A 26997-nucleotide genomic window follows, 5' to 3' on the forward strand; every position below is an offset into this window, starting at 1 on the left:
GCCCGGACACGGCGGAGGGGACACACCACGACCTGCCGAAACCGGGCCCTGGGCCCAGCTCCCGGTGCGGGCCGGGGCCCGGGCACGGGGCCGGTGCGGGCCGGCGGGCCGAGGCTGTGCCCGGCCGGACCCGCATGCCCCGCGGGCACGCGGGTCGGCAGCAGGTCGCGCAGCGGCTACGCGCGCCCATGGGCGCCCCGCTTCGCCTTCATCGCGGCGCGGCCCATCGCCTCCTTCCGCTTCCAGTCCTTGTGGATCTCGGCCCGGAGGCGGGCGTCGGTCTTGGCGACGATGCGCCGGTTCTCCCGCAGCAGCTTGCGGTAGCTCTCCAGCCGCCGCTGCGGCAGCTCACCGCTGTCGATGGCGGCCAGCACGGCGCAGCCCGGCTCCGCCTCGTGGGCGCAGTCGTGGAAACGGCACCGCTCGGCCAGTTCCTCGATCTCGGAGAACACCTGGCCGACGCCGGTCTCGGCGTCCCACAGGCCGACTCCCCGCAGCCCGGGGGTGTCGATGAGGACGCCCCCGCCGGGCAGCACGAGCAGGTTGCGGGTGGTCGTGGTGTGGCGGCCCTTGCCGTCGACGTCGCGGGTGGCCTGGACGGCCATGACGTCCTCGCCGAGCAGGGCGTTGGCGAGGGTCGACTTGCCCGCGCCGGACTGGCCCAGCAGCACCGACGTCCCGCCGCCGACGATCGCGGCGAGCGCGTCGAGACCGTCCCCGCCCAGGGAGCTGACGGGCACGACCGGCACGCCGGGCGCGCTCGTCTCCACGTCCTGGACGAGGTGCGCGAGGGTCACGGCGTCCGGCACGAGGTCGGCCTTGGTGAGGACGACGACGGGCTGGGCCCCGGACTCCCAGGAGAGCGCGAGGAAACGCTCGATGCGCCCGAGGTCGAGCTCGACCGCGAGGGACACGGCGATGACGGCGTGGTCGACGTTGGCCGCGAGGATCTGTCCCTCGGACCGCTGGGAGGAGGTGGAGCGGACGAAGGCGGTGCGGCGCGGCAGGCAGGTGCGGACGTAGCGCGGGTTCCCGCCGGGTTCGACGGCGACCCAGTCGCCGGTGCACACCACCCGCAGGGGGTCGTGCGGGGTGACGAACGCGGTGTCGGCCCGCAGCGGCCCGTCGGCGGTGACGACGTCGCACTGCCCGCGGTCGACCCGCACGACCCGGCCGGGCAGCAGCCCTTCGGTCTCGTACGGGGCGAACGCCTCGGCCCAGGACTCGTCCCAGCCGTAGGGAGCGAGCGCGGAGGAAGCGGATGAAGCAGAGGAGGAAGACAAGGGTGACCCTTCCGAGGTCGGCCCCGGCCCGACGGTCGGTCGGATCAGCCGGCGGCCATGGAGGTGGACTTCACGGACTGGATGCGGGCAGCGCTCATCGCAAGGACAGCCATCGGTCAACACCTCCTTCTCGCACGGCACTTCAGGTCACGGAACCGCGGTGTGCGCGGAACCGAGGTGACGATATCCCGCCCCGGCGCGGGTGCGTCAACTGTTTTTCGCGCAGGCGTGGCCGTTCAGCTCGAAGTCGTACGGCGGGGAGTTCTTGCCGCGCCAGGAGGCGAGGAAGCCGAAGGACAGGTCGCCGCCCTCCGGGACCTTCTTGTTGTAGTCGGCGGCCGTCGCGGTGACGCGGGAGCCGTCCTGGGCGACGGAGGCGTCCCACATCTGGCCGACCTGCTGGCCGTCCCGGAAGGACCATGCGACGCGCCAGGTGTCGAGGGAACGGGTGCTGGTGACGGTGACGGTGGCCTGGAAGCCGTCGGGCCACTGGTTGACCAGGTCGTACTCGACGCGGCAGAGGGGGTCGGCGCTCTCCTCGGGTTCGGTCCGGTGCGTGGGCGAGGAGGTGCCCTGGGGTTCGGTGTGGCGGTTGTCGTCCTGCGGCTTGCCGGACTTCTCCGGCTGCTCGGTGTCATGCGTCGTCCGGTCGGCGGCCGGCTTCGAGGTCGCGGGCGTCAGGGACGGGGCGGACGGCAGGGGCGGAGCACTGTCGGCCACGGGCTGGCGGTCGACGCCGCTGCGCGCGCCGAGGTCGTCGCCGTCGCCGCCGAAGGGCATGAGGGAGACGCCGAGCGCCAGCACGGAGACCAGGACGGCGGCGACGAGGAGGCCGTTGCGGGCGACGCGGGCCTTTTGCTCGCCGTCCTCCGGTTCTCCGGCGCCCTTGTCCGCGGAGCCGGGGCGGCCGGCGCCGAGGCGTACTTCGGCGGCGCGGCGGCGGCGCTCCAGGTAGGCGAGGCCGCCCCAGCCGATCACCCCGCCGGCCAGCGCCCCGGGCAGGGCCCCGCCGTGCAGGCGCAGACAGGCGGCGGCTTCGGCGCACTGCACGCAGGTGGCGAGGTGCCGGGACAGGTCGCCGGGGGTCTCGGCGGCGGAGGAGCGGGTGACGGCGTCCAGCAGCCGGGCGTAACTGCGGCACTGGGGGTCCATCGGCGTGTCGAGGTGGTTGCGGTGGCAGCGGTCCCGGAAGAGGGTGCGCACCTGCTGGAGTTCCTCGCTGACGCCGGCCGGATCGAGTCCCAGGCGGCGTGCGACCAGGGGCAGCGGAAGCGCCTCCACCTCGGCGAACCAGAGCAGTTCGGCGTCGGCCTGCTGCAGATCGCGCAGGCCGCGCAGGGCGAGCGGGCGTTGCAGGGGCGGGCCGGTGTAGCGGGCGGCCTTGTCCGAATTGAGCCACAGGCGCAGGTCGGGGTCGAGTTTGTGGCCCTGCCCCTGCTGTTCCCAGGCTGCGGCGGTGGTGCGCACGGAGGTCAGCAGCAGGGGTATGCGGGGTAGCCGAGCCGGGCGGCGGGCGGCGCCGCGGACCAGGCCGGTCTCGGCGTCACGGGCCTCGCGTATGCCGTGCGCGAACGCCTCGCGGCCGAGTTGTGCGGCGGCCGCGGAACCGGACGTGCACAGGTCCGCGTACGCGAGGACCGCGTCCCAGCACTCGGAGAACAGCGCGGCCTCGGTGGCGTCCTGAGGGGTCGGCAGGTCGGGCATGAGTCTCCTGCATCCACGAGCGAGGTCAACTCACCACATCGGTGTTGGAGTTGGGGGGAACCTCACGGCAGTGCAAGAGCTTTTCACGCCTCCCGCACAACTGACAAGCGCCCTGTTCAGATATCACGGCAGGGCGGCCGCACCCCCTGGCTCCGGCCTCGGTGTGCCATACGGGTGCGGCCGCCCTGCGACTCAACTCCGTGTCGCCCCGAGGGGCGTTGTCATCGAAGCGTTATCAAACGGCGGTGGGTGCGTCCGCCGGAAGGCTGTCCATGAAGGAACTCACCGAGAAGACCGCGTTGCCGGCTCCGGGCGGGCCGTAGCCGGGGGGCGAGGAGAGGCCGAAGTCCTCCATGGTCTGCCGGTAGGCCTGGAGCAGACGGATGTGGTACTCCAGGGGCCCGCCCTGCGGGTTGGCCTTGCCGAGCGGCGTCGTGGGCTCCGGGCACCAGGTGGTGAAGCGGGGCGTGATGCCGTGCGACATGAAGAAGCGCAGGCCCTCGGTGGTGGAGTCGATGGCCTCGTCGACCGTCTTGAAGCCGAAGGGCTCGGCCATCTCCACGCCCGCCACGAAGTTGGGGATGACGTTGCGCGCGCCGAAGACCTCCGCCGAGTCCAGGATCCGCTTGTGCCACTCGTCGCGGCCGACGTAGCGCTCCTTGCCCGGGCAGTACATCTTGAACAGGTACTCGTCCCACACCTCGTAGTTGGGATGGTAGATCTGCACGCCGTAGTCCTTGAAGCGCTGGACGTCGTCGCGCGGGAGGGCCTGGGCGACGACCTTGCCGATCCAGCGGCCCGGGAAGTGCTCCTCGATGGCCTTGGCGTACCGCCCGTAGAAGTCCGCCTCGTCCAGGCCCTGGACCTTCGACGTGATCGCCCCACCGGTGAGCGTGTACGCGGTGGACACCTTGGCGGTGTCGTACCTGTTGATGATGTCGAGCGCCTCGAGGACCTCGTCGACGTCCTTCACGCCCGTGTACGGGCGGCCCGCCGCCTTGTGCTGGCGCCAGTTGTGGTTGATGTCGCAGTACTGGCACTCCTCCTTGGCGCCGAAGTACTGGCACACGCGGAACGCGGTCAGGTAGATCAGATAGCCCCACTGGATGGTCGGGGCGACCTCCATGACCGACTTCCCGTTGGCGAGGGTGTGCCGGTAGTACTCGGGCATCGGCGGCACGCCGACGTCGGAGATGCGCTTGCCGTCGAGGTAGAGGCCGAGGACGCCGTCCTCGTTCGCGGCGACGCGGTAGGGGGAGGCGGGGTTCACCCGGACCGAGACGACCGTGCGGCGCAGGTCGTAGGGGCCGCCGGTGAGGATGATCTCCTCCGGCGGGCGGCGCAGCGCGGCCTCGCCCAGCTCGGGCAGGGTGCCGTGGTCGAAGGAGAAGATGAAGTACGACTTCGGCTTGACCTCGCCGCCCTCGTTGTCGCTGAGCGCGGACGGGTCGAAGGCGACGCCGCCGCGGAGCAGGTCCTCCTTGAAGACGGCCTCCCGCGGCACGTGCGGGAACCGCTCCATCAGATCCTCGACCAGCGCGGTACGGCTGCCCATCCCGTCTCTCCTCCCGGTTCGGACGTACGACTCCTCACGGTATGCCCCCGGCTGCGCGGGACGGGTACCGGGTCCCCCCGGAGCCGACGAAATGCCCCGTTCGTCATGCTTCGCCTGGACGTGCGGAAGTCGGGCCGCACACGCGCCCGGGTCGCCCGGGACACGGCCGGGGGTGAGCGGCGGCGGCCGTGACGGCCGGGCTCCCCCGGGCCGGGTCGGGTACCGGGCCGTCGGCCGGGGCTCACCGCACCGTTCGGCTCAGGCTTCGCGCGCCAGCACCGCCCAGTCGATCGCGTGCGCCGGCTCCTCGCCGCTCCCCAGGCGTTCCGCCTCCTGCGCGACCGCCAGGCCGAGCCGGGCCAGCTCGTTGCCCTGGGAGCCGGCCAGGTGCGGGGTGACGAAGGCGCCGGGCAGGTCGTAGAGGGGCGAGTCGACGGGGAGCGGCTCCGGGTCGGTGACGTCGAGGACGGCGGTGAGGCGCCCGGTGCGCAGTTCCGCCACGAGGGCGTCGTGGTCGACGAGCGCTCCGCGCGCGGTGTTGATCAGTACCGCCCCGTCGGGCATGAGGGCCAGTTCGCGGCGGCCGATCATGTGGTGGGTCTCGGGCGTCTCGGGGGCGTGCACGGTGACGATGGCGGACGTGCGCAGCAGCTCGTCCAGCGGCAGCAGGGGGACGCCGAGCGCGGCGGCTCCGCGTTCGTCGACGTAGGGGTCGGTGAGGACGGGCCGCAGGTCGAAGGGGCGGAGCAGTTCGAGGACGCGGCGGCCGATGCGGGAGGCGCCGATGACGCCGACCCGGCGGCCGTGGTTGCCGATGCCGGGGATGACACCCCAGCCCGCGGAGGTGCGGGTGGTGCGCAGCCGGTCACGGGCGGCGAGGACGCCCTTCCCGGCGAGCAGGATCATGGCGAGGGTGTACTCGGCGACCGGCAGCGCGTTGGCGAACGCCGCCGAGGAGACGGCGATGCCACGCTCCCACAGGGCGTGCGTGGCGAAGGACTTCACGGAGCCGGCCGAGTGCAGCACCGCCCGCAGCCGCGGCGCAGCGTCAAGCACCGTCTCGTCGATCCGGGGACAGCCCCAGCCGGTCACCAGGACCTCGGCCCGGGTGAGCGCGTCGCGGGCCCGCGGGTCGGCGAAGTCCTGGACCACCAGGTCCGGGTCGATGTCGACCGACTCGCGCAGTCGCGCCAGCACCTCGGGCGGGAAGACCAGCGGCACGTTCTCCGCGGCCAGGGCGAACAGTGCCTGGGGGCGCCGGCTCAAGGAGGTGCCCTTCCTGCTCGGGACGTTTCCGGACGGGTTCCGCACCACACGCAGAAACCGCTCTCTACGGCTCCACCCTAGGTCGAGCCGGCAGCGGCGGCAATGACAGACGGACCGGGGGTAGGTTCCCGCGGGGGCTTTCCTGTCCCCGCCGCCTCGGGGAAGGACGTCGGATGAACGGGACCGTGACCAACTGGGCGGGCAACATCACCTACGCGGCGAAGGAAATGCACCGGCCCGGCTCGCCGGCCGCGGTGCGCGCGCTCGTCGCGCGGAGCGACCGGGTGCGGGTCCTGGGCAGCGGGCACTCGTTCAACGAGATCGCCGAGCCGGGCCCCGAGGGCGTCCTGCTGTCGCTGGCGGACCTGCCCCCCGAGGTGGAGATCGACACGGTGGCCCGCACGGTCCGGGTCGGCGGCGGTGTGCGCTACGCGGAACTGGCCCGCCGGGTGCACGGGCAGGGGCTGGCGCTGCACAACATGGCGTCCCTGCCGCACATCTCGGTGGCCGGGTCGGTCGCGACCGGCACACACGGCTCGGGGGTGCTCAACGGCCCGCTCTCCGTGTCCGTGCGCGAGGTCGAACTGGTCACGGCCGACGGCTCGGTGGTGACCCTGGGGCGGGACGAGGAGCGGTTCGGCGGGGCCGTCACCGCACTGGGCGCGCTCGGCGTCGTCACCGCGCTCACCCTGGATCTGGAGCCGGCGTACGAGGTCGAGCAGCATGTCTTCACCGGGCTGCCCCTGGAGGGCCTGGACTCCGGGGTGTTCGAGACGGTGATGGCGACGGGGTACAGCGTCAGCCTGTTCACCGACTGGCGCGAGCCGGGCTTCGGGCAGGTGTGGCTCAAGCGGCGCACGGACCAGCCGCTGCCCGCGTTCCCTTGGGCCGCACCCGCGACGGAGAAGATGCACCCGGTGCCGGGCATGCCGGCGGTCAACTGCACCGAGCAGTTCGGTGTTCCGGGGCCGTGGCACCAGCGGCTGCCGCACTTCCGGGCGGAGTTCGTCCCGAGCAGCGGGGCGGAGCTGCAGTCGGAGTACCTGCTGCCGCGCGGGCGCGCCGTGGAGATGCTGCACGCGCTCGACGCGATCCGGGAGAGCGTCGCGCCCGTCCTGCAGACCTGCGAGGTGCGCACCGTCGCCGGCGACGACCAGTGGCTGAGCCCGTCCTACGGGCGGGACACCGTCGCAGCGCACTTCACCTGGATCGAGGACACGCGGGCGGTGCTGCCGGTGGTGCGGCGGGTCGAGGCGGCGCTGGCACCCTTCGGGGCCCGCCCGCACTGGGGGAAGGTGTTCACCCTGCCCGCTCCCGCCCTGCGTGCGTCGTACCCGCGCCTCGATGACTTCCGGTCACTGACGCAGGAGCTCGACCCGAGCGGGAAGTTCGCCAACACCTTCGTGCGGGAGGTGCTCGCGCGGGCGTAGACGGACGGGGGCCGGACGGTCAGGTAGCGGGCTGAGTGCCGCGGGGGGCGGAGGTCGTGGCGCGGTCGGCCTCGTCCTTGACGAGCAGGGACATCAGGGACGCCACGGTCAGTCCCGCCTCGGCGGGGTGGCGCAGCACCTTGCCGGGGTCGATCCGGTACGTGTTGGTGCGTCCCTCCCGGGTGTGGGAGAGGTACCCGTCCTGCTCCAGGTCGGCGATGATCTTCTGCACGGCTCGCTCGGTGAGCCGGCAGTGAGCGGCGATGTCCCGGATACGGGCACTGTGATTGTCGGCAATGGCGGCCAGCACGCGGGCGTGGTTGGTGAAGAACGTCCATCCGGTGTGTGGCTCGGGCACTCCATCCATGCCCCAACTCTAGCGACAGAATATTCACGCACCCAAAAACACGTACGGCGTTTCATGTATTGGTTGACGTGCATGGGGTAGGAGGCAACGCTGGAAGCGGAGGCAGGGCGAACGGAAGAGGGAGAACAGAGCCATGCCGGAGCCTGCGTACTCTGCGCGGTCTCACCCACCGGAAGACGCCGCACCCGCGGCCACCGACCATGCGACGGCGGAGATCCCGCCCTGCATGGCGACCATGGACGTCGTTCCGGACGGCGACCGGATGACCGTGACGATGTGGGGTGAACTGGACCTGGGCAGCCGCCGGTTGCTGCCCGAGCTGTACGACCTGCTCACCCTGTCGGGCGGCGGAATCGACCTGCGTCTGGACGCGGTCGGATTCTGCGACTGCTCCGGCCTCGCCTGCCTGCTGGACCTGCACGATCGCGCCGTCGGCCAGGGCAAGTCGGTCACCGTCCGGTCCTGCGGCGTCGCGGTCGACCGCGTTCTCGACCTGACCGGCACCCGGGAGCTGTTCACGGACTCCCGCCCCGCGGAGGCCGCCGCACCCCCGGCCCCGTCCGGCACGGCCCCGCCCCGGGAGGACGGCCAGGACCTGCGGGCCGAAGTCACCCAGCTGCGCCGCGCCATGCAGACCCGGCCCACCATCGACCTGGCCCGCGGGATCCTGATGGCCTCCTTCGGCCTGACCCCCGAGGCGGCCTGGAGCGTACTGGTCAGGACCTCGCAGAACACCAACACCAAACTGCACGACCTGGCCCGGGACCTGGTGGGCACCGTAGGCGGCACGACACTGCCGGAGCAGGTGCGGCGACAGCTGTCCGCCGCGGTCGCCGACGCGAGCCGCCCGGGCGAGGCGCCGGCCCGTCCCGCCCGTGCTCCCGCCGCTGCAGAGTGGGAATGACACCCCGGGGGCCGTCGGCCCCGCACTGAGGCATGATGGGCGAGCCATGACCGGCCACCGCCGCCCTCACCAGGCGTGCACTTTATACAGCCCATTTCCAAACCCCTTGTCGAAAGTCCCGGCAGCCCATAGCCTTGCGCCGCGCCGGTGCCGACTCGCCCCGGCCCGGCCGGTCTGGGAAGGAATGGGGCACCCCGGTGAAGCGCACCTCACGTGACATCCGCACCGCGAACCGCTACGAGGTGCTGCGCCAGATCATCGCGGAGTCACCCACCTCCCGGCAGGAGCTGGCAGCGGCCACCGGCCTCAGCCTCGCGACGGTCGCCACCCTCGTCGGCGAGCTGCTCGACCTGCGCATGATCACCGAGGTCGGCTTCGAGGACTCGGCCGGCGGCCGTCCCCGGGGCCTGGTCGCGGTCAACACCTCCGGCGGCGCGCTGATCGGCGTCGACATCGCCGAGACGTACGTCCACGTAGAGCTGTTCGACCTCGGACTGAACGTGCTGGCCCGCGCCGAGGAGGACGTCCGGCCCGGTGAGAGCCTGCCCGAGCACGTGGTCGGCCATGTGGCCGCAGCCGTCGGCTCGGTCGTCACCCAGGCCGGCATCGAGGGCGCCCGGGTGCTGGGGGTCGGGGTGAGCGTGCCGGGGCAGGTCGACCGCGCGACCGGCATCTCCGAGTACGCGCCGAACTGGGACTGGCACGACGTACCGCTCCTGGACCTGCTCACCGAGCACATCGCCTATCCGCTGTACCTGGACAACCCGCTGCGCGCCAGCGCGGTCGCCGAGCTGTGGTTCGGGGCCGCGCGCGGACGCGGGAACGCGGTGGTGGTCAACCTGGGCACCGGCGTGGGCGCCGGCCTCGTCCTGGGCGGCGGACTGCACCGGGGGGTCAGCAACAGCGCCGGCGAATGGGGCCACACCACGATGGTGCTGGACGGGCGCCCGTGCCGCTGCGGCAACCACGGATGCGTGGAGACGTACGTCGGCGCGCGCGGCATCATGCTGAACCTGCGCGAACTCGACCCCGGCAGCGCGCTGCTGCACGCCGAGGACCAGACCGCGACCATCGACGCCCTGGCCCGCGGGGTCGCGGCGGACGATCCCGTGGCGCGCCGGGTCGTCCACGAGACCGCCCGCTATCTGGGCGCCGGCGTCGCGGACCTGGTCAACCTGTTCAACCCCGAGATCGTCGTGCTGAGCAGCTGGGTCGCCCGCGCCCTGGGCGAGCCGCTGCTGCACGAGGTGCGCGAGGCCGTGACCCGGCACGCGCTGCCACGGCCGCTGGCCGCCACGCAGGTCGTGCTCTCCCCGATCCCCACCGACCCGGTGTGCCTCGGCGCGGCGACGTTCGCGCTCGAAGGCGCGCTGCAGACCGTCGGGCAGAAGAGCGGCAAACGCGCGACCCCCGTGAGGAGCCGTACCACCACCCCGCCCTCGTAGCGGGAACCAACTCCTCCGCTCCGCCCGCGTGTTCGAAATGGCGAACCGCGCACAACGCTTCGTACAGACTTCGTCCAACCCCTTGCCGAAGCCTTAGCCGAAGCTCTAGCGTCCCGCACCGCACCTCTCTTTGAGCCACCTGGCGCGCGCCCACGGGCCGTGGGCCATCAGGCACTGAGCCGCAGAGCCGCAGCCGTACTCGAGACAAGGACGTCAGCATGTCGGCATCGAGCAACATGAACTGGGACCGCCGGAACGTACTGCGGGCCGCGATGGGCCTGGCCGCCGCCGGCGGACTCGCCGCGTGCGGCAGCAACACCGGACGCAGCGGCGGGGGGTCCGGCGACGGCCTCGTCCAGTACTTCCACGCGTACGGCGAGGCCGGTGTCGAGCAGGCGCTCAAGCGGTACGCGAAGGCGTACAAGGACGCCGGCGTCACCACGCAGTGGATCACCGGCAACAACTACGAACAGAAGCTCTTCGCCGCGCTGCTCACCAAGAACGCGCCCGACGTCTTCGAGTTCCACCCGCAGATCCAGCTCGTCAAGAGCGGTCAGGTGGCCGATCTGACCGACATCATCGAGCCGGTCAAGGACGACTTCAACCAGGCCGACATCACGTCGCACACGGTCGACGGCAAGATATACGGCGTCCGGATGATCGACGACCCGCAGTTCCTCTTCTACCGGCCCTCGCTGTTCAAGAAGGCCGGAGTCGAGGTGCCGACCACGCTGGAAGAGCTGATCGAGGCCGCCGACAAGCTGACCACCAGCAAGGTCAAGGGCATCTTCCTCGGCAACGACCTGACCTCGATCGACCGCCCGCTGATCTGGTCGGCCGGCGCCGACACCCTCACCGCGGACAACAAGCCCGCCTTCAACACCAACGCCGTCGCCGACGGCCTCAAGCAGCTGCGTGGCCTCTTCACCAGTGGCAACCTGCTGCTCGACGCCCCCGCCGACTCGTGGGACCCGTCGGCCCTCATCCAGGGCCTGACCGCGATCCAATGGTGCGGCATGTGGGCCATGCCCGCCATGCAGAAGGCGCTCGGCGACGACATCGGCATCTTCCCCTTCCCGAAGGTCGGTTCGGCCGGCAAGCAGTCGGTCTACAACGGCGGCTGGTCGATGTTCGTCAACGCCAAGAGCAAGAACGTCGAGGCGGCCAAGGAATACGTCAAGTGGCTGTGGATCGACCAGAAGAAGTACCAGGAGGACTTCGCCACCTCCTACGGCTTCCACATCCCGCCGCGCACCTCGCTCGCCCAGTCCGCCACCAAGCTGAAGTCCGGTCTGCCGGCCGAGGGCGTCAAGCTCTTCAACGAGTTCGGTCACTTCGACAACATCGGCTGGACCCAGGCCATGATCGCCGCGTTCTGGGACGTGATCGCCAACACCGTCCGCAAGGACGGTGACCCGAAGGCCCAGCTCGACGCCTGTGAGAAGAAGGTCGACGCCGAACTCAAGAAGCTCTTCGGATAGACCACCGGACGGATCTCGACATGTCGACCACCACTACGCGCGGGGTCGCCCAGCCCGCCCCGGCCAAGGTCTCCCGGCCTCGGCCGCGGCGGAGCCTGAGGGCGAGCAGCACCTTCAACTTCTGGCTGTTCACAGGGCCGTTCCTGATCGGCCTGATCATCTTCGTCTTCGTGCCGATCGGCTGGAGCATCTGGCTCAGCTTCTTCGAGGCGCGCTTCACCGTGACGCCGAGCGAGTTCGTCGGCTTCGACAACTACCAGCAGATCCTGACGGACGCGAACTTCCGGAACTCACTGGTCACGTTCACTGTGTTCGCCGCGTTCATCGTGCCCGCCACCTGGGCCCTCTCGCTGGGTCTCGCGCTGCTGGTCAACCGGCTGCGGTTCATGCGGGCGTTCTTCCGGTCGGTGTTCTTCCTGCCGACCGCGGTCAGCTATGTCGCCGCCGCGCTGATCTGGAAGATGTCCCTCTTCAACGGCGTGCGCTTCGGTCTGGCCAACACCGTCCTCGGCTGGTTCGGCGTCGACAACATCGCCTGGCTGGCCAACCCCGATCCGCCCTGGTACTGGCTGGTCATCGTGACCGTCCGACTCTGGCTCCAGTCGGGCTTCTACATGATCCTGTTCATCGCGGCGCTGCAGAACATCCCGCGGGAGCTGTACGAGGCCGCCTCCATCGACGGCGCCAAGCCGGGCTGGCAGACCTTCCGGCACATCACCCTGCCCCAGCTCAGGGCCACCTCCACCGCGGTGATCCTGCTCCTGCTGGTCGCCGCGTACCAGGCCTTTGACGAGTTCTTCAACCTGCTGGGCAAGGCCACGTGGGGCCAGCCCCCGCTGGTCGAGCTCTACAAGATGGCCCTCGGCCAGAACCAGAACTACGGCGCGGGCAGCGCGGGCGCGGTCGTGCTGACCCTGCTCATCTGCGTCGTCACCCTGCTCCAGGGCAAGATCATGGGCTTCGGAAGGGGTGAGGAGTCCAAGTGACCACCACGGCACCCGACATCACCAAGGCGACGAAACCGGCCAAGGCCAGGCGCGGCGGCGTCATGGGCAGCACCGGTCTGTACATCGCGACCGGCGTCGCCGCCCTCCTCTTCCTGATCCCCTTCTATCTGATCGTCCGCAACGCGCTGATGACGGACCCGGAGATCACGGGCGAGACGTGGAAGTGGTTCCCCACGTCCATCCAGTGGGGCAACATCACCGAGCCGTTCGACGACGTCACCGTCGACTTCGCGCAGTCCCTGTGGAACTCCGTGGTCGTCGCCGTCCTCCACACGGCCGGAATCCTGCTGGTCTGCTCGATGGCCGGATACGGCCTCGCCCGCATCCCGTACAAGCACGCCAACACGGTGTTCTACGCCGTCCTGGTGACCCTGATGGTTCCCACGGCGGTCACCTTCGTGCCGAGCTTCGTGCTGGTCTCGTCCCTCGGATGGGTCGACAGTTACCGGGGGCTGATCATCCCGGGCCTCTTCAGTGGTTTCACCTGCTTCCTGTTCCGGCAGTACTTCCTGGGGTTCCCGAAGGAGCTCGAGGAGGCGGCGCGGGTGGACGGGCTCGGCTACTGGGGCGCGTACTGGCGGATCGTCGTACCCAACTCGCTGAACTTCTTCGCGGCCATCGCCACGATCACCTTCATCAACGGCTGGAACGCCTTCCTCTGGCCCCTGGTCATCGGACAGGATCCGAGTGCCTGGACAGTCCAGGTGGCGCTGTCGTCGTACATGACGAACCAGACCGTCAACTACCACCTGATCTTCATGGCCACCGCCATCTCGATCCTGCCCTTGGTCCTCGTCTTCCTCTTCCTCCAGCGCTGGCTGGTGCAGGGGATCGCACAGACCGGCATCAAGGGCTGAGCTAGGAGACCGATGTCATTGCGCACGACCCCATCCGTCGACTACGTCGAGGACGTCTCGCCGGGCAGCGGTGTCCTGCCGCCCCGCGCCTGGTACGCGTCCTCGGACGCGCGGTCCCTGTCGCTGAACGGCCGCTGGCGCTTCCGGCTCTCGGCCACCGCCGGCGCCGAGGACGACTCGTTCGCCGAAGAGGGCCACGACGCCGGGACCTGGGCCGAGGTCACGGTCCCCGGGCACTGGGTCCTTCAGGGCGACGGGGCGTTCGGCTCCCCGATCTACACCAACCACCTCTATCCCTTCCCGGTGGACCCGCCCTACGTCCCGACGGAGAACCCGACCGGTGACCACCTGCGCGTCTTCGACCTGCCGTCCGACTGGCCGTCGGACGGCGGGGCGGTGCTGCGCTTCGACGGCGTCGAGTCCTGCGCCCGGGTCTGGCTGAACGGCACGGAGCTCGGCGAGTTCAAGGGCTCCCGCCTCGCGCACGAGTTCGCGGTCGGCGAGCTGCTGAAGCCGGGCCGCAACGTGCTGGCGGTGCGGGTGCACCAGTGGTCGGCCGGGTCGTACCTGGAGGACCAGGACCAGTGGTGGCTGCCGGGCATCTTCCGTGACGTGACGCTGCTGCACCGCCCGGCGGGCGGCGTCGGCGACTTCTTCGTGCACGCCTCCTACGACCACGCCACCGGCGAGGGCACCCTGCGCGTCGACTCCGACGTCGCCGGGCGGGTGACCGTACCCGCCCTGGACATCGATGTCGCGACCGGTGAGCCGGTCACGGTCGCCGTCGAACCGTGGACCGCGGAGACGCCGAGACTGTACGACGGGGCACTGGCCACGGACGGGGAGCGGGTGCCGCTGCGGATCGGTTTCCGCACGGTCGCCCTCGAGGACGGGCTGATCAAGGTCAACGGCAAGGCGATCCTGTTCAGGGGCGTCAACCGGCACGAGTGGCACCCCGAGAAGGGCCGTGCCCTGGACCTGGAGACCATGCGCGAGGACGTGCTGCTGATGAAGCGGCACAACCTCAACGCCGTGCGCACCTCGCACTACCCGCCGCACCCGGCCTTCCTGGACCTGTGCGACGAGTACGGCCTGTGGGTCATCGACGAGTGCGACCTGGAGACCCACGGCTTCACCGAGCAGGACTGGCGGGACAACCCGGTCGACGACGACCGCTGGACCCCGGCCCTGCTGGACCGCGCCGCGCGCATGGTGGAGCGGGACAAGAACCACCCGTCGATCGTGTTCTGGTCGCTGGGCAACGAGGCCGGCACCGGACGCGGCCTGACCGCCATGGCCGAGTGGATCCACGGCCGCGACCCCGAGCGGCTGGTGCACTACGAGGGCGACTGGAACTGCCGCGACACCGACGTGTACTCGCGGATGTACGCCTTCCACGACGAGGTCGAGAAGATCGGCCGGCAGCTCGACGGCGGCACCCGCAAGCGCCGCGAGCTGCCGTTCATCCAGTGCGAGTACGCGCACGCCATGGGCAACGGCCCGGGCGGCCTCGCCGACTACCAGGAGCTGTTCGAGACGTACGACAGACTCCAGGGCGGTTTCGTCTGGGAGTGGATCGACCACGGCGTCCGGCACGCCGAGCTGGGCTACGCCTACGGCGGTGACTTCGGCGAGGAGCTGCACGACGGCAACTTCGTGTGCGACGGGCTGGTCTTCCCGGACCGGACGCCGTCGCCGGGGCTGATCGAATACAAGAAGGTCATCGAGCCGGTCCGGATCGAGGGCGACGGTGCCAACGGCACCGTGCACGTCACCAACAAGCAGGACTTCGCCGATCTGTCGGCGCTGGCCTTCGAGTGGTCGTGCCAGGTGGACGGCGAGACCGTCGAGTCGGGTTCGCTCGCGGTACCGGCGCTCGCGCCGGGCGAGAGCGCCGAGGTCAAGCTGCCCGAGCCGCCCGCGGACGGGCGGGGCGGCGAACGGCAGTGGACGGTGCGGGCCCTGCTCGCGGACGACACGTCCTGGGCCGCGAAGGGCCACGTGGTGGCCTGGGGCCAGTTCGCGGTGGGGGCGCGGCCGTTGCCTTCGTTCCCGGCGACCGACCGGCCCGTGCCGGAGGGGAACCGGATCACGCTCGGCCCGGCCCGGTTCGACGCCCGCACCGGTGCGCTGCTGTCGATCGGCGGGGTGGAGGTCGGCGCGACGCCGCGGCTGGACGTGTGGCGGGCGACGACCGACAACGACGACGGCGCCGAATGGCAGACCGACACCCGCTTCGGGGTGCTGTGGCGCACGCTGGGCCTGCACCGGATGCGGCACCGCCTGGTCTCGGTCGAGGCCGGCGACGACGCGCTGATGGTCCGCACCCGGGTGGCGCCCGCCGCCCGTGAGGCGGGCCTGGACACGGTGTACCGCTGGACGTCCGACGGCGAGCGGCTGCGGCTGAGCGTGTCGGTGACGCCGGAGGGCGACTGGACGGTGCCGCTGCCCCGGCTCGGCGTGCGCTTCGGGCTGCCGCAGGCCGACGCGGTGGAGTGGTTCGGCGGCGGTCCCGGCGAGGCGTACCCGGACACCGCGACGGCGTCCATGGTGGGCCGCTGGCGGTCGACCGTGGACGGGCTGCAGACGCCGTACGTCCGTCCGCAGGAGAACGGTGCCCGGGCCGACGTGCGCTGGGTGGAGCTCGGCGGTCTCCGGGTCGAGGGTGAGCCGGAATTCTGGTTCACGGCACGGCGCTGGACGACCGAGCAGCTCGACGCCGCCCGGCACCGCACCGACCTCACGGCCGGCGACACGGTGTGGGTCAACCTCGACCACGGGCTGCACGGCATCGGCTCGCAGTCCTGCGGTCCGGGTCCGCTCCCGCAGTACTTCCTGAAGGCGGAGCCGGCGGAGTTCTCGTTCGTGTTCTCGTCCACCAGGTAGGAAACTGATCAATCGATGGGCCGATTGATCGACATTCCGACACTGGCGGAGTGTCATCCGCGGCCGGTCGGCCCCCAGCCGACCGGCCGCCGCTGTGTTCACCGCAAGGAAGCCGGTGGGTCAGTCGAGTGTCGCCATCGAGGTCCGCAGGGGTCGCCAAGCACGCCGTCTCCGACATCACCTTCGGCGCGGTGGTCGACGAGTCCCTCGACGACGGCCTGAAACCCCCACAGCCGCTGCGCTGCCTGACGGCCTCCGAGACGGGCCGGGCGGTCGCCGGGGGGCTGACGTGACCGACGGGATACGACACCGCCGTGCGCGCACCGGCGGCTACGATCACCCGGTGCGTGCGGGGGACCCCGCCTCCCGCCCGGCTCTCTTCGAGAGGTAACCCGAACTCCCATGCCCAGAGCCGGTCTCACCCCCGAGCGTCTTGTCGTGGCCGCCGTCGAGCTTGCCGACGAGGTCGGCTTCGAAGGCGTCACGCTCTCCGCCCTGGCCCGTCGCTTCGGGGTGAAGGACGCCAGTTTGTACACGCACCTCAGGGGCCTCAGGGACCTGCGGACCCGTATGGCCCTGCTCTGCGGTGGCGAGATGATCGACCGGATCGCGGAAGCCGTCGAGGGGCGGGAAGCCGGCAGGGACACGCTCGGCGCCTTCGCCTCCGCCTACCGCGCCTACGCCCTGGAACACCCCGGCCGGTACGCGGCGACCCAGATCCGCATCGACCAGGAACTCCTCACCGACTCCCCCGCGATGCGCCGCACGGCCGACGTCACCTACGGCATGCTCGGCGCCTACGGCCTGGAAGAACCCGACCTCACCGACGCCGTGCGCCTGCTGCGCAGCACCTTCCACGGCTACTGCGCCCTGGAGTCCACCGGTGCCTTCGGCGCGCCCCGGGACGTCCAGGTTTCCTGGGACAGAGCGATCGACGCCCTGCACGCGCTTCTGTTGAACTGGCCCGGAGAGGAAGGAACTTCCGATGGCGGAACACACCCCGCCCCATGACGCCGCCGGTGTCATGGCCGAGCGCTACTCCCTCGGCGCCGGCCCCTGGACCATGGCACCCGTCACCCGGGGCGCCCTCGGCCAGATCGCGCACAACTCACATGCGAACTCACCCACTTCGTACGGGTAGTTGCTGAATCCGGCCTCCGCGTCGACGGACAACAGGAACGGCTCGGACCCGAGAGTCCTGGCCAGCCGCAGCGTCTCCTCACGGGTCGCCGCCGCCCCGTCGGGCAGACCGGCCGCCGCGGCGACGGCAAGGCTCGTCGTACCGACCGCCCGGAAGCCCTGCCCCGCGAGGGCCCGGGCGGAGGCGTGGTCCCAGGCGTTGGGCAGGAGCAGGGGCTCCTCTCCGTGGTGAAGAGCGGCGAAGGCGGTGGCGGCCCACCGGGACCGCGAAAACGAAGGCAGCGGCTGCGGATCTGCGGTCATCCCGCCACGCTAGGCCCGACTCGCTTCGGCGTCGGCCGAAGTGCGACCGCCCCAGCCGACTCGTTCGGGCTCGCGGCGGATACCTCAGTCGACGTGCACGCCCGACGCGTCCAGCCGGACCCGCACCTCAGGCCCCTCGCTCCAGCGCACCCGCAGCTCCCCCTCCCCGGAAGCGGTCACCGAGACCGTTTCCGTCAGCGGAACCGGATCCGCCTCGGCGGTGAGCCTGGCCAGGGCCACGAAGAGGGTGGAGTCCCCCGCGGTGACGCCCGTGAGGTCGTCGTCGAGGCCGAGCGCGGGCAGCAGTTCCGCCCGGGCACCCTCCGGCGCGGCCCAGCCGGTCACGCGCACCTCCGTGCCCTGCTCCGTCCCCGAGACCAGATGCGCCCGCACTTCCACCGCCCCGCGCGCCAGCACCACACTCGTCACCCGCGCTCCCCCGCCCGCGTCGTGCCGGGAGGCCGCCCAGCCCTCGCCCACGCCGAGCGGTTCGATGCCGGTGCGGCTCGGATCGCCGCCGACCAGGACGCTGTTGTCGTACGAGGCCGCGGGTGTCGTCGCGGTGGAATACGCCAGCCGCGTGTAGTACGGGTCGTAGCGGACGTCCTCGCTGCCGTGGTTGTGGAGGCGGACCACACCGTCGGAACGGGTCGACTGGAGCAGCCAGTTGGGAGGTCCGACGGGGGTGACGAAGTCCGCGCGTTCGGCGGGGGCCGGTTCCTCCGGTGCCGTCCAGACCTCGTGGTCGGGCGGCAGGAGCAGACCGAGGAAGCCCTTGCTCGCCCAGTAGGGGGAGGCCGGGCCGGAGTAGCCCTGCAGGACGGACTCGTCGTAGCCGTGCCAGCCGAGGGAGAGCAGGCCCCGGTCGTCCACCGCGCCCCGGTCCAGGAAGTACTTCAGCGCACCGGAGGCCAGGCGCCGGGTCTCGCCGGGCGGCAGGGGCGTACGGCCGGTCAGCGCGCCGAGCCACAGCGGGGCCGTCGTGGCGAAGCGGTACGTCAGGGAGCGGCCCTGGTGCATCGGGGCGCCGTCGCCGCCGAACAGCCGGGCGTAGTCGCCGAGGTGCCGGTGGAGGCGGCCGCCGTACAGGGCCAGCAGTCGCTCGTCGCCCTCCAGCCAGGCGTGCAGCACCGGATAGAGGTGCATCGCCCAGCCGTTGTAGTAGTCGTACTTGCGGCCGTCGCCGTCGGTGTACCAGCCGTCGCCGGCGTACCACTGCTCGATGCGTTCCAGGCCCCGGTCGATCGCCGCGCGGGAAGCCTCCGGCTCGTGGCCGACCTCGGCCAGGAAGCCGCCCACGGTGACCGGGAACAGCTCCCAGTTGCAGGGCCAGGGTTCGGCCGTGAGGGCGTCGGACAGCCAGGCGGCCGTCCGATGGCGTACGTCCTCGTCCAGGCGGTCCCAGAGCAGGTCGCGGGTGAGCCGCAGGGCCAGGGCGATGGACGCCGCCTCCACCAGGGACTGGTGGCGGTCCTCGATGCGGGGCCAGACGCCCGAGACGCCTGCGGCGAGGCCGGTCGCGTAGCGTTCCAGGGCTTTCTCGTCGCGGCGGAAGGCGGCAAGCAGCAGGGTGCGCGCGTAGCCCTCCAGGCCGTCGGAGAGGCGGCCCGTCCAGCTGGCCCGGTCGCCGGGCAGGTGGTAGAGCGCGCGGTCCTCGGTGGCGTACGGCTCGACGGCGGTGAGCAGGGAGTCGGCCGCCGCCTCCCAGTGGGCGCGGGTGTAACCGGTGATCGGGGACGTCGTGCGGTCGGCGGGGGGCAGCTGCATCGGGTGTCTTTCGTGCTCAGGCCGGTCGGAACGGATCGGACCTGAGGCGCCCCGGTTCCGGTCGGGGCGCCCCAGGGGTTCATCCCACCCGGAGGATGCCCTTGGGCACCAGATGCCGGGGGACGAGTTCGTCGCGGACGAGGCCCGCGTAGGCGGTCGCCCCGCGCACGGACGTGTGCGTGTTGTCCCGCGCCTCGTGGGTGAGGTAGAGCGCCGTGGAGCCTTCCACGCCGAGGGATTCGACCAGCGCCTTGGTCTTCGCGGTGAGGTCGATCAGCGGGACGCGCCGGGCCGCGGCGACCGAGCGGATGACGGCCGGGTGGTCGACACCGAGGCCGTCGACCAGGAGCGCCGTTCCGTTGTTCAGCGTGCCGTCGGTGGTGAACCAGCGCCGCACGAAGGGAGTGACAAGGACCGGCTGTCCGCCCCGCTCCCGGACACCCTCCACCAGGGTTTCCAGGTTGGCCCGGTAGGTGGTCTCGTCCGTGGTCTTGTCGTTGTGGGCGAGCTGGACCAGGACCGGGTCGCCGGGGCGGATCAGGGGCCGTACGGTGGCCCACAGCTGCGGGTTCCCCGGACAGGTGACCGTACTCTCCCCCGAATCGGCGTAGTTGGCGCAGACGGTGGAGTCGCCGATCAGGAGGATCCGGCGGGCGGGCCGGGCCGGGGCCGCGTGCCGTCCGCCCGCGTGGGCGGGTGCGGACGACAGCGCGGTCCCCAGGGCCACCGCCGCGGCGACGGCGATGCTGAAACGTCTCACTCCCGGCTCCTCCCGGCACACGCCATGTCCCTTGAGCACGCCGGTCTCGCACGCCTGATCCGGTCAAGTAGCGAGCTTCCACTGCTGGTTGGTGCCGCCGTTGCACGTGTACGTGATGAGTGCGGCGCCGTTGGCCGTGGACGCCCCGTTCACGTCGAGGCACCCGCCGCTCGCGCGGGACTTCACGTGCACGTACGAGCCGGTGGTGGTCAGTGACCACTGCTGGCCCGTCGCGGAGGAAGCGCAGTTCTCCTGTGTGATCGTGCTCGCGTTCTCCTGCACGCACAGGCTGCTGTTCCTGACCATGAGCTGGTAGAAGCCGCTGCCGACCGACTTGAACCAGTACTTCTGGTTGGCGCCCCCGTTGCAGTCGTACTGCTTGATCTGGGTCCCGGGCCAGAGCGACTGGCTGGTGACGTCAGCGCACTTGGAGGAGTGGCGGGCGATGAGCGTGCTGTACGTGGCGCCGGTGCCGGTGACGGTCCCGGCGGCCGTGTCGACCGTGACCTCCGGCGACCAGGACATCGACATGGTGGTCGCGTCGGAGAAGGCCAGCGGCAGCCACACGTAGCGCGAGTCGTCGACGGTGCCGCCGAAGGAGTTGCCCCAGCGGTCGCCGAGGTAGAGGTACGACGTACCCGAGGTGCCCTGCACGGGCAGGACGAACGCGGTCTGCGAGCCGTACGCCGTCGAGTCACCGACGTTCTTCATCGCCGACCAGGGTCCGGCGATGCTGGTGGCCGTCGCGTACTGCTGCTGGTTCGGGTTCCAGCCGGTGGCGCCCGAGGTCAGCATGAAGTACACGCCGTTGCGCTTGAACAGGGCCGGGGCCTCGCGCTGACCTCCGGGCCAGGGGTTGGCGAGGAGGCTCGCGACGCCGGTGTGGTCGGCGGTGAGGCGGTAGATCTGGAGGTCGTAGTTCTCGCGGGCGGCGGAGATCATGTACCCGGCGCCGTCGGTGTCGGTGAAGACCGTGATGTCCCGGGACATGTGCCGGCCGAGCGGGCGGAAGCTGCCCTTCCAGGTGTAGTTCCCGTCGACGGTGTCGGAGACGGCTACGGCGGCGCGGGCCTCGCTGTAGTCGGTGCCGTTCTCCTTGTGCATCCACATCACGAACATGCCGGTGGCGGCGTTGTACATCACCTTCGGCCGCTCGATGTTGGCGGTCGCGAGTTCCGGGTCGCTCGCCTCGGTGAGGACGTGGTTGCGGAACTCCCAGTTCTTCAGGTCGGTCGAGCGGTAGGCGTCGACGTAGCGGAAGGTGTTGTCGGCGTTGCGGTGCTCGCCGAACCAGTAGTAAGAGGAACCGACCTTGAGGACTCCGCCGCCGTGCGCGTGGACGGGGTTGCCCGAAGTGTCGGTGAACTGCGTGCCGTTGGTGACGGTCCGGGGCGCGGCCTGGGCGGCCCCGGCGGTGGCGAGGGTGCCGAACAGGGCGAGGCACAGGGCGAGGAGGGCGGCGTGGGCCCGTCTCATGTCACGCCCCTGCCGTTGCCGAGTCGGCCACCGGGATGCCGAAGTCGGGGGTGCCGTCGGGCTTCCAGCCGAGTTTCTGGACACGGGTGTGGCGGTTGGGGTCGTTCAGGGGATCGCCGTTGATCTCCTTGTACTGGCGGGCGTGGTAGACGAGGACGTCGGTGCGGCCGTCCTCGGCGACGGTGAAGCAGTTGTGGCCGGGGCCGTACTGCTTGGTCGTGTCGTTGCTGGTGAAGACCGGGGTCGGCGACTTGGTCCAGCTCACCGGGTCCAGGAGGTGGCTGTCGGCGTCGGCGGTCAGCAGGCCCACGCAGTAGTGGAAGTCGGTGGCGCTGGCCGAGTACGTCATGAAGAGGCGGCCGTTGCGCTTGAGGATGTACGGGCCCTCGTTGACCTTGAAGCCGATGCACTCCCAGTCGTACTCCGGGGTGGACAGCCGCACCTGCGGGCCCTTCAGGGTCCACGGGTTCGCCATCTCGGACAGGAAGATGCCGGTGTTGTTGTCCAGGCCGGGCTCGTGCTGGGCCCAGACGAGGTAGCGCTTGCCCCGGTGGCTGAAGGTGGTGGCATCGAGGGAGAAGGTTTCCCACGCCGTCTTGATCTGGCCCCGCTCCACCCAGGTGCCGCGGAAGGGGTTGGGGTGGGCGTTCTCCAGCACCCAGATGCGGATCGCCCAGACGTCCTCGGCGGGTGCGGAGGCGAAGTAGATGTACCACTTGCCGCCGATGCGGTGCAGTTCGGGCGCCCAGATGTGGGCGCCCATGGGGCCGGTGGCGTGGGCGCGCCAGATGACGGACTCGTCGGCCGTGCCGAGTCCGTTCAGGGTGCGGGAACGGCGCAGGATGATGCGGTCGTACTCGGGGGCGGTGGCGGTGAAGTAGTAGAAGCCGTCCGTGTGACGGTTGATGTGCGGGTCGGCGCGGTTGCGGACCAGCGGGTTGACGACGGGGGCGGGCTTCAGGCTCTTGCCGGGCGCTTCGGCAGCGGTGTCCGCCGTGGGTGCCGCCTGGGCGACACCGGGGAGGGCGGGGACGGCGGCCAGGGCGCCGGCGGCTGCGGCGCCCTTCAGCAGCAGTCTGCGGCGGGGGGAGTCGGGCAGAACAGGGTCGCGGCTCATGCGGCCTGCCTCTCATGGGTGGGGGGAACACACCACGCCGTCCGATATCTCGAACGTCATCTGTCATTACGAACGCCGAAAAGGTAAGGGTGTGCCACGAGGAGGTCAACGGGTCTGACGAGCCGAGTAGTTCACCGTTTCCGACTCAGCCCAGATCACCGGCCTCGCGAGACCGGCGCCGCCGAGGGGGCGGGGCCAGGGTGAACCGGGGGCGGGCGGGGGGAGCGAGGGGGCGGGCGGGGTGCACGCAAGTGACTCGCCCGCTGCTGTGTCTTCGGGGATGCTGCACGTGTGATCGAGCGAGAAGAGGCGGTTCGCATCGTCCAGGCCGAGCTGGACCGCTCCTACCCCGTCAGGTCGGCTGCCGGCACGGTTTTCAGCCGCATGGTCGTGGCAACCGTCCAAAAGCACGAATTGGTGTGGATCGTGTCCTGGACGTCCGAGGCATGCCTCCGCACCCGGAGCCCTGTCGCCGCGCTCGGCGGCAACGGCCCCTATCTGGTCGACCGTGTCGACGGCGGGCTGCATCAGATCGGTGTATCCGTGCTGGGCGGGCAGTGGGAGCGTGACTACCGCGCACGCATCCGTCGGCTGCCCGTGAGGACCGCCGTGGACGATCTGCACGACGAGATCCGCGAAACTGCCGCCGCAGACGGCCGGATGCGTGCGGTGCGCACCTTGCGCGAGACGGTGCCGGCGCTGTCTCCCGCCCAGGCCGTCGCCTACGTCGGCGGCTTGCTGGACGGTGAGGTCCCCGCCCCTCTTGCGGCGGTGGCCGTCGAGCAGCTGGTCAAGCCCGTCGCTCCGGTGTGCGCCGTGCGGACCGTCCGCCGGGGCGACCCCGCCCGGTCGGCCTGAACTCCGGCCTCACAGCTCGGACTCCCCCCACACCCCCACCTCCACCTCGTCCCCCACCGCCACCGTGCCGGGTCGGAGGACGGCGTACTTCGTGCCGAAGGCGATGCCGCCCTGGTGGGTGCGGCGGTAGGTGGCGAGGGTGCGGAGGGGTTCCGGGCCCGCTCGGGTGCCGGTGTGCTGGTCGACGAGGGTGACCGCGCAGCGAAGGGCGAGCTTGGCGAAGCCCAGTTCCGTTCCGCCGATGCGGAGGCGGTGTGCGCGGTCCTCCGTGTGGGGGTCGTCCCAGCCGTCGACGACGAGGTTGGGGCGGAAGCGGTCGTGCGGCAGGGGGCCCGCACCGCGTTCGGTCATCCGCCGGTCGAGGAGGTCGAGGGTGGAGCGGGAGATGACGTGCAGGGCACAGCTGTCGGCGTAGCCGGAGGTGCCGGGGGTCAGGCCGTCGGTCACCCGGTCGTGTTCCGGCGGGACCCGTACCAGCCTGCTCGGGGCCCCGAGCAGGTCCGAGAGCCAGTCCGCTGCGTCGTCCCCCTGGTCGATGCCCTGGTAGGCGGTTCCGAACAGGTCCACCTTCCGCCGGGTGCCGGAGGTGTCCACCCGGAGGTGGAGGGACTCCGTCCCGGGCGCGGTGAGCGTGAGGTGGTCACCGTCGGGCGTGACGCGGGGGCGGATGACGGCCAGCAGCGGATCCCTGCGCTGCGTCCGGTACACGCCCTCCTCGCTGACCACCATGAAGCTGCGGTCGTGCGCCAGGCCGGCCGGCGTCAGCAGCGCCTCGCGTACCGGCGTACCGGCGCAACCCTTGACGGGGTAGTACGACAGCTCGACGACCCGGGCCATGACCTCTCGTTCCGTTCCGCGGTTCAACGGCCACTGGGGGCTTCGGAAAAGCCGAGCAGGGGAGCCAGCATCCGCGCCTCGGCCGCCCACTCGGCCAGGAACGCCAGCGCCAGGCCCCCTTCCCGGTAACGGAGTTCGGCCGGGACCGTGCCCTCACCGCCGTAGGCCACCGGCTCCTCGTCCGCCCGCGCCAGCATCAGCGCGGTGAGCCGGTCGTACTTCACCGCGGACGCGCACACCCCCAGCCGGACGAGGCGTTCGTCGCCCCGCCAGCCGCTTCCGCGCAGCCCGTGCACGTAGGCGTCGTAGGCCGCCTTGGCCAGGCCCGGCAGGTCGGCGGCCGGGACGAACAGGTCGAGGACGCACTCCGGGAGGTAGGCGCCGAGATCCTCACCGAGGGCGCCGTCGCCGGCGAAAGCCCAGTCGAGCAGGACGCTGGTGCCGGGACCGCCGGAGACGACGTTCGCGGGCCACTGGTCGAGGTGGCACAGGGCCCGGGGCAGTGCCTCCATGACCGTGAGGAACCACTCGCGGTCCAGGTGGAGGCGGAGCATGTCCTCGCGCAGGCCGGGTGGGAAGTGCCGCCGGATCAGCGGGTGTCGCCATGCCGCGTCGTCGTCGAGCAGCTCCTCACCGGTCGTCTTCCCCGAGGTGCGGTCCCGCAGGAAGGACTGGGACAGCCAGGGGGCGTCCTCCCCCGGGCCGACCGCGCCCTGGGCGGCGCCCAGGCGGTGGGCGTGGTCGACGTGGCCGGTGAGGGGCCAGGCGGTGGCCGGCTGGCCCGGCACGTCCTCCAGCCACAACGCCACGTCACCGTCCGGGCGTTCGACGCACTCCAGCAGCCGGGGGGCGCGGATGCCGTGCCGCTGCCACACCCCGGCGAGCCCGGTCCGGTAGACGTAGGCCTCACGGCGCCAGAAGTTCCAGTGACGCGGGTCGTTGGACGCCGACCAGGCGACGCCGGTCTCCTGCGTCCGCGTCAGCACCTTCAGGACGGCCGACCGGTCGCCGCCGGTAACCCGCCACACGCCGGCCGTGACGCCGTTCGCCGGGTTGTGGGTGAGCGGCTCGAACACCGCCCGGTCCGTGGGAACTCCCAGGACCTCACGTACTTCGGCATGCGCTGCGGCGACCTCGGGCATCCCCCGATGCTATGCCTCCGCCCCGGCCCTGTCCTTGCGTCCCCGCAGCCACACGTACACCGGGATCCCCGCGAAGAGGAACAGCACGCCCCGGTACACGGCCGCATACCCGGCGCCGGCGATCAGCCGGAACGAGACGCCGAAGGAGAGCACGGCGACGCTCAGGTCACGGGCCAGCCCGGCGGGGCGGACCCGGTTGCGGGTGCCGCGGGCCGGCCAGTACAGCTGGGCCGCCGCCGACAGCAGGTAGGGCACGCAGCCGGTGAAGGTGGTGATCAGGACGAGGACGCGGAACGTGGTGTCCGGTCCCGCCGTGTAGTTGCGGCTGGGGCGGGAAGCGGAACGTCGACTACCGTCGTCGGCATGACCAGCACCCTCCCTCTCGCCGAAGCGCTCGCCGCCGGGACGGTCGTCCTCGACGGCGGCATGTCCAACCAGCTCGAGTCGGCCGGGCACGCCCTGAGCGACGAGCTGTGGTCGGCGCGGCTGCTCGCCGAACAGCCGGAGGCTGTGACCGAGGCACACCTCGCCTACTTCCGGGCCGGGGCGGACGTGGCGATCACGTCCAGTTACCAGGCCACGTTCGAGGGGTTCGCGGGGCGCGGGATCGACCATGACCGGGCTGCCGAACTCATGGCGCTGAGCGTGGATCTGGCTCGGGAGGCGGCCCGTCGGGCCCATGCCCCGCGGCCCCTGTGGGTGGCCGCCTCGGCCGGTCCCTACGGAGCGATGCTCGCGGACGGCTCGGAGTACCGGGGGCGCTACGGACTGAGCGTCGACGAGCTGGAGCGTTTCCACCGGCCGCGCCTGGAGGTGCTGGCCGCGGCCCGTCCGGACGTCCTCGCACTGGAGACGGTCCCGGACGCCGACGAGGCCATGGCCCTGCTGCGGGCGGTGCGCGGGCTCGGAGTGCCGGCGTGGCTGACGTACTCCGTCGCCGGGGGCCGTACTCGTGCCGGACAGCCGCTGGAGGAGGCCTTCGCACTGGCCGCCGAGGCGGACGAGGTGATCGCGGTCGGTGTGAACTGCTGCGCGCCGCAGGACGTGGACGCCGCGGCCGCGACGGCGGCGCGGGTCACCGGCAAGCCGGTCGTCGTCTATCCCAACAGCGGCGAGACCTGGGACGCCGAGGCGCGCGCCTGGACCGGCCGTTCGACTTTCACCACCGACCAGGTGAAGGGCTGGCAGCAGGCGGGAGCCCGGTTGATCGGGGGTTGCTGCCGGGTGGGCCCGGACGGCATCGCGGGCATCACGGAGGCGCTGGGGGCGGCGTAGGGCCCGCCCCTCGGATCACGCGGCAGACGCGGGAGCCGGCCCCGTCCCCCACGAGGAACCGGACAGCCCGGCGGTCCACACGGCCCTGGAGCTCAGCCCCGGCACCCCGGACGAACACGCCCAGGCCAATATCGGGC

Annotated in this window: 21 protein-coding genes and 3 pseudogenes; 11 read left to right on the top strand and 13 right to left on the bottom strand. The window is 71.3% G+C overall.

Annotated elements, in window-relative coordinates; genetic code table 11:
- Positions 1–176: 176 nt before the first annotated feature.
- The 4 genes from rsgA to ACFZDI_RS30295 all read right to left on the bottom strand — a co-directional run bounded on the left by rsgA (position 177) and on the right by ACFZDI_RS30295 (position 5808).
- Positions 177–1283 (bottom strand): ribosome small subunit-dependent GTPase A, encoded by a 1107-nt coding sequence (rsgA, locus tag ACFZDI_RS30280; protein ID WP_391254747.1) that lies wholly within the window; start codon positions 1281–1283, stop codon positions 177–179.
- A gap of 207 nt (positions 1284–1490) precedes the next feature.
- Positions 1491–2987: a cellulose binding domain-containing protein gene (locus ACFZDI_RS30285; protein WP_391254750.1), complete on the bottom strand. Its 1497-nt coding sequence runs from the start codon at positions 2985–2987 to the stop codon at positions 1491–1493.
- Positions 2988–3222: 235 nt separating this feature from the next.
- Entirely contained in the window at positions 3223–4542 is a 1320-nt protein-coding gene (locus tag ACFZDI_RS30290) for a radical SAM protein (protein WP_391254753.1), read from the bottom strand.
- 258 nt (positions 4543–4800) lie between these two features.
- A complete protein-coding gene (locus ACFZDI_RS30295) occupies positions 4801–5808 on the bottom strand; it encodes an NAD(P)-dependent oxidoreductase (RefSeq protein ID WP_391254756.1) in 1008 nt (335 codons plus the stop codon).
- A gap of 173 nt (positions 5809–5981) precedes the next feature.
- Here ACFZDI_RS30295 and ACFZDI_RS30300 point away from each other — a divergent pair, with 173 nt between their 5' ends.
- A complete protein-coding gene (locus ACFZDI_RS30300; RefSeq protein ID WP_391254759.1) occupies positions 5982–7238 on the top strand; it encodes a D-arabinono-1,4-lactone oxidase in 1257 nt (418 codons plus the stop codon).
- Positions 7239–7257: 19 nt separating this feature from the next.
- Here ACFZDI_RS30300 and ACFZDI_RS30305 read toward each other — a convergent pair whose 3' ends face one another.
- Entirely contained in the window at positions 7258–7605 is a 348-nt protein-coding gene (locus ACFZDI_RS30305; RefSeq protein WP_234850570.1) for a helix-turn-helix domain-containing protein, read from the bottom strand.
- A gap of 226 nt (positions 7606–7831) precedes the next feature.
- On the opposite strand from ACFZDI_RS30305, the gene ACFZDI_RS30310 reads away from it, so the two are divergent.
- The 8 genes from ACFZDI_RS30310 (at position 7832) to ACFZDI_RS30345 (ending at position 17196) form a co-directional block, all read left to right on the top strand.
- On the top strand, positions 7832–8509 hold the full coding sequence (locus tag ACFZDI_RS30310; protein WP_391254762.1) for an ANTAR domain-containing protein: 678 nt from the start codon (positions 7832–7834) through the stop codon (positions 8507–8509).
- Between the two features lie 197 nt (positions 8510–8706).
- The gene (locus tag ACFZDI_RS30315; protein ID WP_391254765.1) at positions 8707–9954 is read left to right on the top strand and encodes an ROK family protein; all 1248 of its coding nucleotides are present in this window, start codon (positions 8707–8709) and stop codon (positions 9952–9954) included.
- A gap of 218 nt (positions 9955–10172) precedes the next feature.
- Positions 10173–11435: an extracellular solute-binding protein gene (locus ACFZDI_RS30320; RefSeq protein ID WP_391254767.1), complete on the top strand. Its 1263-nt coding sequence runs from the start codon at positions 10173–10175 to the stop codon at positions 11433–11435.
- A gap of 20 nt (positions 11436–11455) precedes the next feature.
- Positions 11456–12421 (top strand): carbohydrate ABC transporter permease, encoded by a 966-nt coding sequence (locus tag ACFZDI_RS30325; protein WP_234850309.1) that lies wholly within the window; start codon positions 11456–11458, stop codon positions 12419–12421.
- Entirely contained in the window at positions 12418–13299 is an 882-nt protein-coding gene (locus ACFZDI_RS30330; protein ID WP_391254771.1) for an ABC transporter permease subunit, read from the top strand. The genes ACFZDI_RS30325 and ACFZDI_RS30330 overlap by 4 nt, the downstream gene beginning before the upstream one ends.
- A 12-nt stretch (positions 13300–13311) precedes the next feature.
- Positions 13312–16185 (top strand): glycoside hydrolase family 2 TIM barrel-domain containing protein, encoded by a 2874-nt coding sequence (locus ACFZDI_RS30335; RefSeq protein WP_391254774.1) that lies wholly within the window; start codon positions 13312–13314, stop codon positions 16183–16185.
- A 128-nt stretch (positions 16186–16313) separates the two neighbouring features.
- Positions 16314–16478, top strand: a complete 165-nt coding sequence (locus ACFZDI_RS30340; RefSeq protein ID WP_391254777.1) for a hypothetical protein — start codon at positions 16314–16316, stop codon at positions 16476–16478.
- 109 nt (positions 16479–16587) lie between these two features.
- Positions 16588–17196, top strand: coding sequence for a WHG domain-containing protein (locus ACFZDI_RS30345; RefSeq protein WP_391254780.1), 609 nt, complete (start codon positions 16588–16590; stop codon positions 17194–17196).
- An 84-nt stretch (positions 17197–17280) separates the two neighbouring features.
- Here ACFZDI_RS30345 and ACFZDI_RS30350 read toward each other — a convergent pair.
- From ACFZDI_RS30350 to ACFZDI_RS30370, 5 genes and pseudogenes are all read right to left on the bottom strand, one after another.
- Positions 17281–17628: pseudogene (locus tag ACFZDI_RS30350) on the bottom strand (isocitrate lyase/phosphoenolpyruvate mutase family protein); the annotation flags it as partial.
- Between the two features lie 84 nt (positions 17629–17712).
- On the bottom strand, positions 17713–19395 hold the full coding sequence (locus tag ACFZDI_RS30355; protein WP_391254783.1) for a DUF2264 domain-containing protein: 1683 nt from the start codon (positions 19393–19395) through the stop codon (positions 17713–17715).
- Between the two features lie 79 nt (positions 19396–19474).
- Positions 19475–20098 (bottom strand): annotated as a pseudogene (locus ACFZDI_RS30360) (carbohydrate esterase); the annotation flags it as partial.
- A gap of 120 nt (positions 20099–20218) precedes the next feature.
- A complete protein-coding gene (locus ACFZDI_RS30365) occupies positions 20219–21631 on the bottom strand; it encodes an RICIN domain-containing protein (protein WP_391254785.1) in 1413 nt (470 codons plus the stop codon).
- 1 nt (position 21632) lies between these two features.
- Positions 21633–22748 carry a family 43 glycosylhydrolase gene (locus tag ACFZDI_RS30370; RefSeq protein WP_391254788.1) on the bottom strand — a complete coding sequence of 372 codons (1116 nt, stop codon included), beginning with the start codon at positions 22746–22748 and terminating at the stop codon, positions 21633–21635.
- A 291-nt stretch (positions 22749–23039) separates the two neighbouring features.
- Here ACFZDI_RS30370 and ACFZDI_RS30375 point away from each other — a divergent pair, with 291 nt between their 5' ends.
- Positions 23040–23606, top strand: coding sequence for a YrhB domain-containing protein (locus tag ACFZDI_RS30375; RefSeq protein ID WP_391254791.1), 567 nt, complete (start codon positions 23040–23042; stop codon positions 23604–23606).
- A 9-nt stretch (positions 23607–23615) separates the two neighbouring features.
- On the opposite strand, the gene ACFZDI_RS30380 is transcribed toward ACFZDI_RS30375, so the two are convergent.
- The 3 genes and pseudogenes from ACFZDI_RS30380 to ACFZDI_RS30390 form a co-directional block, all read right to left on the bottom strand.
- The gene (locus ACFZDI_RS30380; RefSeq protein WP_391254794.1) at positions 23616–24443 is read right to left on the bottom strand and encodes an MOSC N-terminal beta barrel domain-containing protein; all 828 of its coding nucleotides are present in this window, start codon (positions 24441–24443) and stop codon (positions 23616–23618) included.
- Positions 24444–24466: 23 nt separating this feature from the next.
- Positions 24467–25585, bottom strand: a complete 1119-nt coding sequence (locus tag ACFZDI_RS30385) for an aminoglycoside phosphotransferase (protein ID WP_391254797.1) — start codon at positions 25583–25585, stop codon at positions 24467–24469.
- Between the two features lie 9 nt (positions 25586–25594).
- Positions 25595–25906 (bottom strand): annotated as a pseudogene (locus tag ACFZDI_RS30390) (amino acid permease); the annotation flags it as partial.
- 42 nt (positions 25907–25948) lie between these two features.
- Here ACFZDI_RS30390 and mmuM point away from each other — a divergent pair.
- On the top strand, positions 25949–26860 hold the full coding sequence (gene mmuM / locus ACFZDI_RS30395; protein WP_391254800.1) for a homocysteine S-methyltransferase: 912 nt from the start codon (positions 25949–25951) through the stop codon (positions 26858–26860).
- Positions 26861–26997 lie beyond the last annotated feature (137 nt).

Source organism: Streptomyces sp. NPDC007907, from assembly GCF_042959365.1.
Taxonomy (GTDB): Bacteria; Actinomycetota; Actinomycetes; order Streptomycetales; family Streptomycetaceae; genus Streptomyces; species Streptomyces indiaensis.

What these genes read in the sequence shown, in the direction of transcription:
- ACFZDI_RS30285 (WP_391254750.1), bottom strand. Translation starts at nt 2,987, where the DNA reads ATGCCCGACCTGCCGACCCCTCAGGACGCCACCGAGGCCGCGCTGTTC.
- ACFZDI_RS30290 (WP_391254753.1), bottom strand. Translation starts at nt 4,542, where the DNA reads ATGGGCAGCCGTACCGCGCTGGTCGAGGATCTGATGGAGCGGTTCCCG.
- ACFZDI_RS30300 (WP_391254759.1), top strand. Translation starts at nt 5,982, where the DNA reads ATGAACGGGACCGTGACCAACTGGGCGGGCAACATCACCTACGCGGCG.
- ACFZDI_RS30305 (WP_234850570.1), bottom strand. Translation starts at nt 7,605, where the DNA reads ATGGATGGAGTGCCCGAGCCACACACCGGATGGACGTTCTTCACCAAC.
- ACFZDI_RS30310 (WP_391254762.1), top strand. Translation starts at nt 7,832, where the DNA reads ATGGCGACCATGGACGTCGTTCCGGACGGCGACCGGATGACCGTGACG.
- ACFZDI_RS30320 (WP_391254767.1), top strand. Translation starts at nt 10,173, where the DNA reads ATGTCGGCATCGAGCAACATGAACTGGGACCGCCGGAACGTACTGCGG.
- ACFZDI_RS30325 (WP_234850309.1), top strand. Translation starts at nt 11,456, where the DNA reads ATGTCGACCACCACTACGCGCGGGGTCGCCCAGCCCGCCCCGGCCAAG.
- ACFZDI_RS30335 (WP_391254774.1), top strand. Translation starts at nt 13,312, where the DNA reads ATGTCATTGCGCACGACCCCATCCGTCGACTACGTCGAGGACGTCTCG.
- ACFZDI_RS30345 (WP_391254780.1), top strand. Translation starts at nt 16,588, where the DNA reads ATGCCCAGAGCCGGTCTCACCCCCGAGCGTCTTGTCGTGGCCGCCGTC.
- ACFZDI_RS30355 (WP_391254783.1), bottom strand. Translation starts at nt 19,395, where the DNA reads ATGCAGCTGCCCCCCGCCGACCGCACGACGTCCCCGATCACCGGTTAC.
- ACFZDI_RS30365 (WP_391254785.1), bottom strand. Translation starts at nt 21,631, where the DNA reads ATGAGACGGGCCCACGCCGCCCTCCTCGCCCTGTGCCTCGCCCTGTTC.
- ACFZDI_RS30370 (WP_391254788.1), bottom strand. Translation starts at nt 22,748, where the DNA reads ATGAGCCGCGACCCTGTTCTGCCCGACTCCCCCCGCCGCAGACTGCTG.
- ACFZDI_RS30380 (WP_391254794.1), bottom strand. Translation starts at nt 24,443, where the DNA reads ATGGCCCGGGTCGTCGAGCTGTCGTACTACCCCGTCAAGGGTTGCGCC.
- ACFZDI_RS30385 (WP_391254797.1), bottom strand. Translation starts at nt 25,585, where the DNA reads ATGCCCGAGGTCGCCGCAGCGCATGCCGAAGTACGTGAGGTCCTGGGA.
- mmuM (WP_391254800.1), top strand. Translation starts at nt 25,949, where the DNA reads ATGACCAGCACCCTCCCTCTCGCCGAAGCGCTCGCCGCCGGGACGGTC.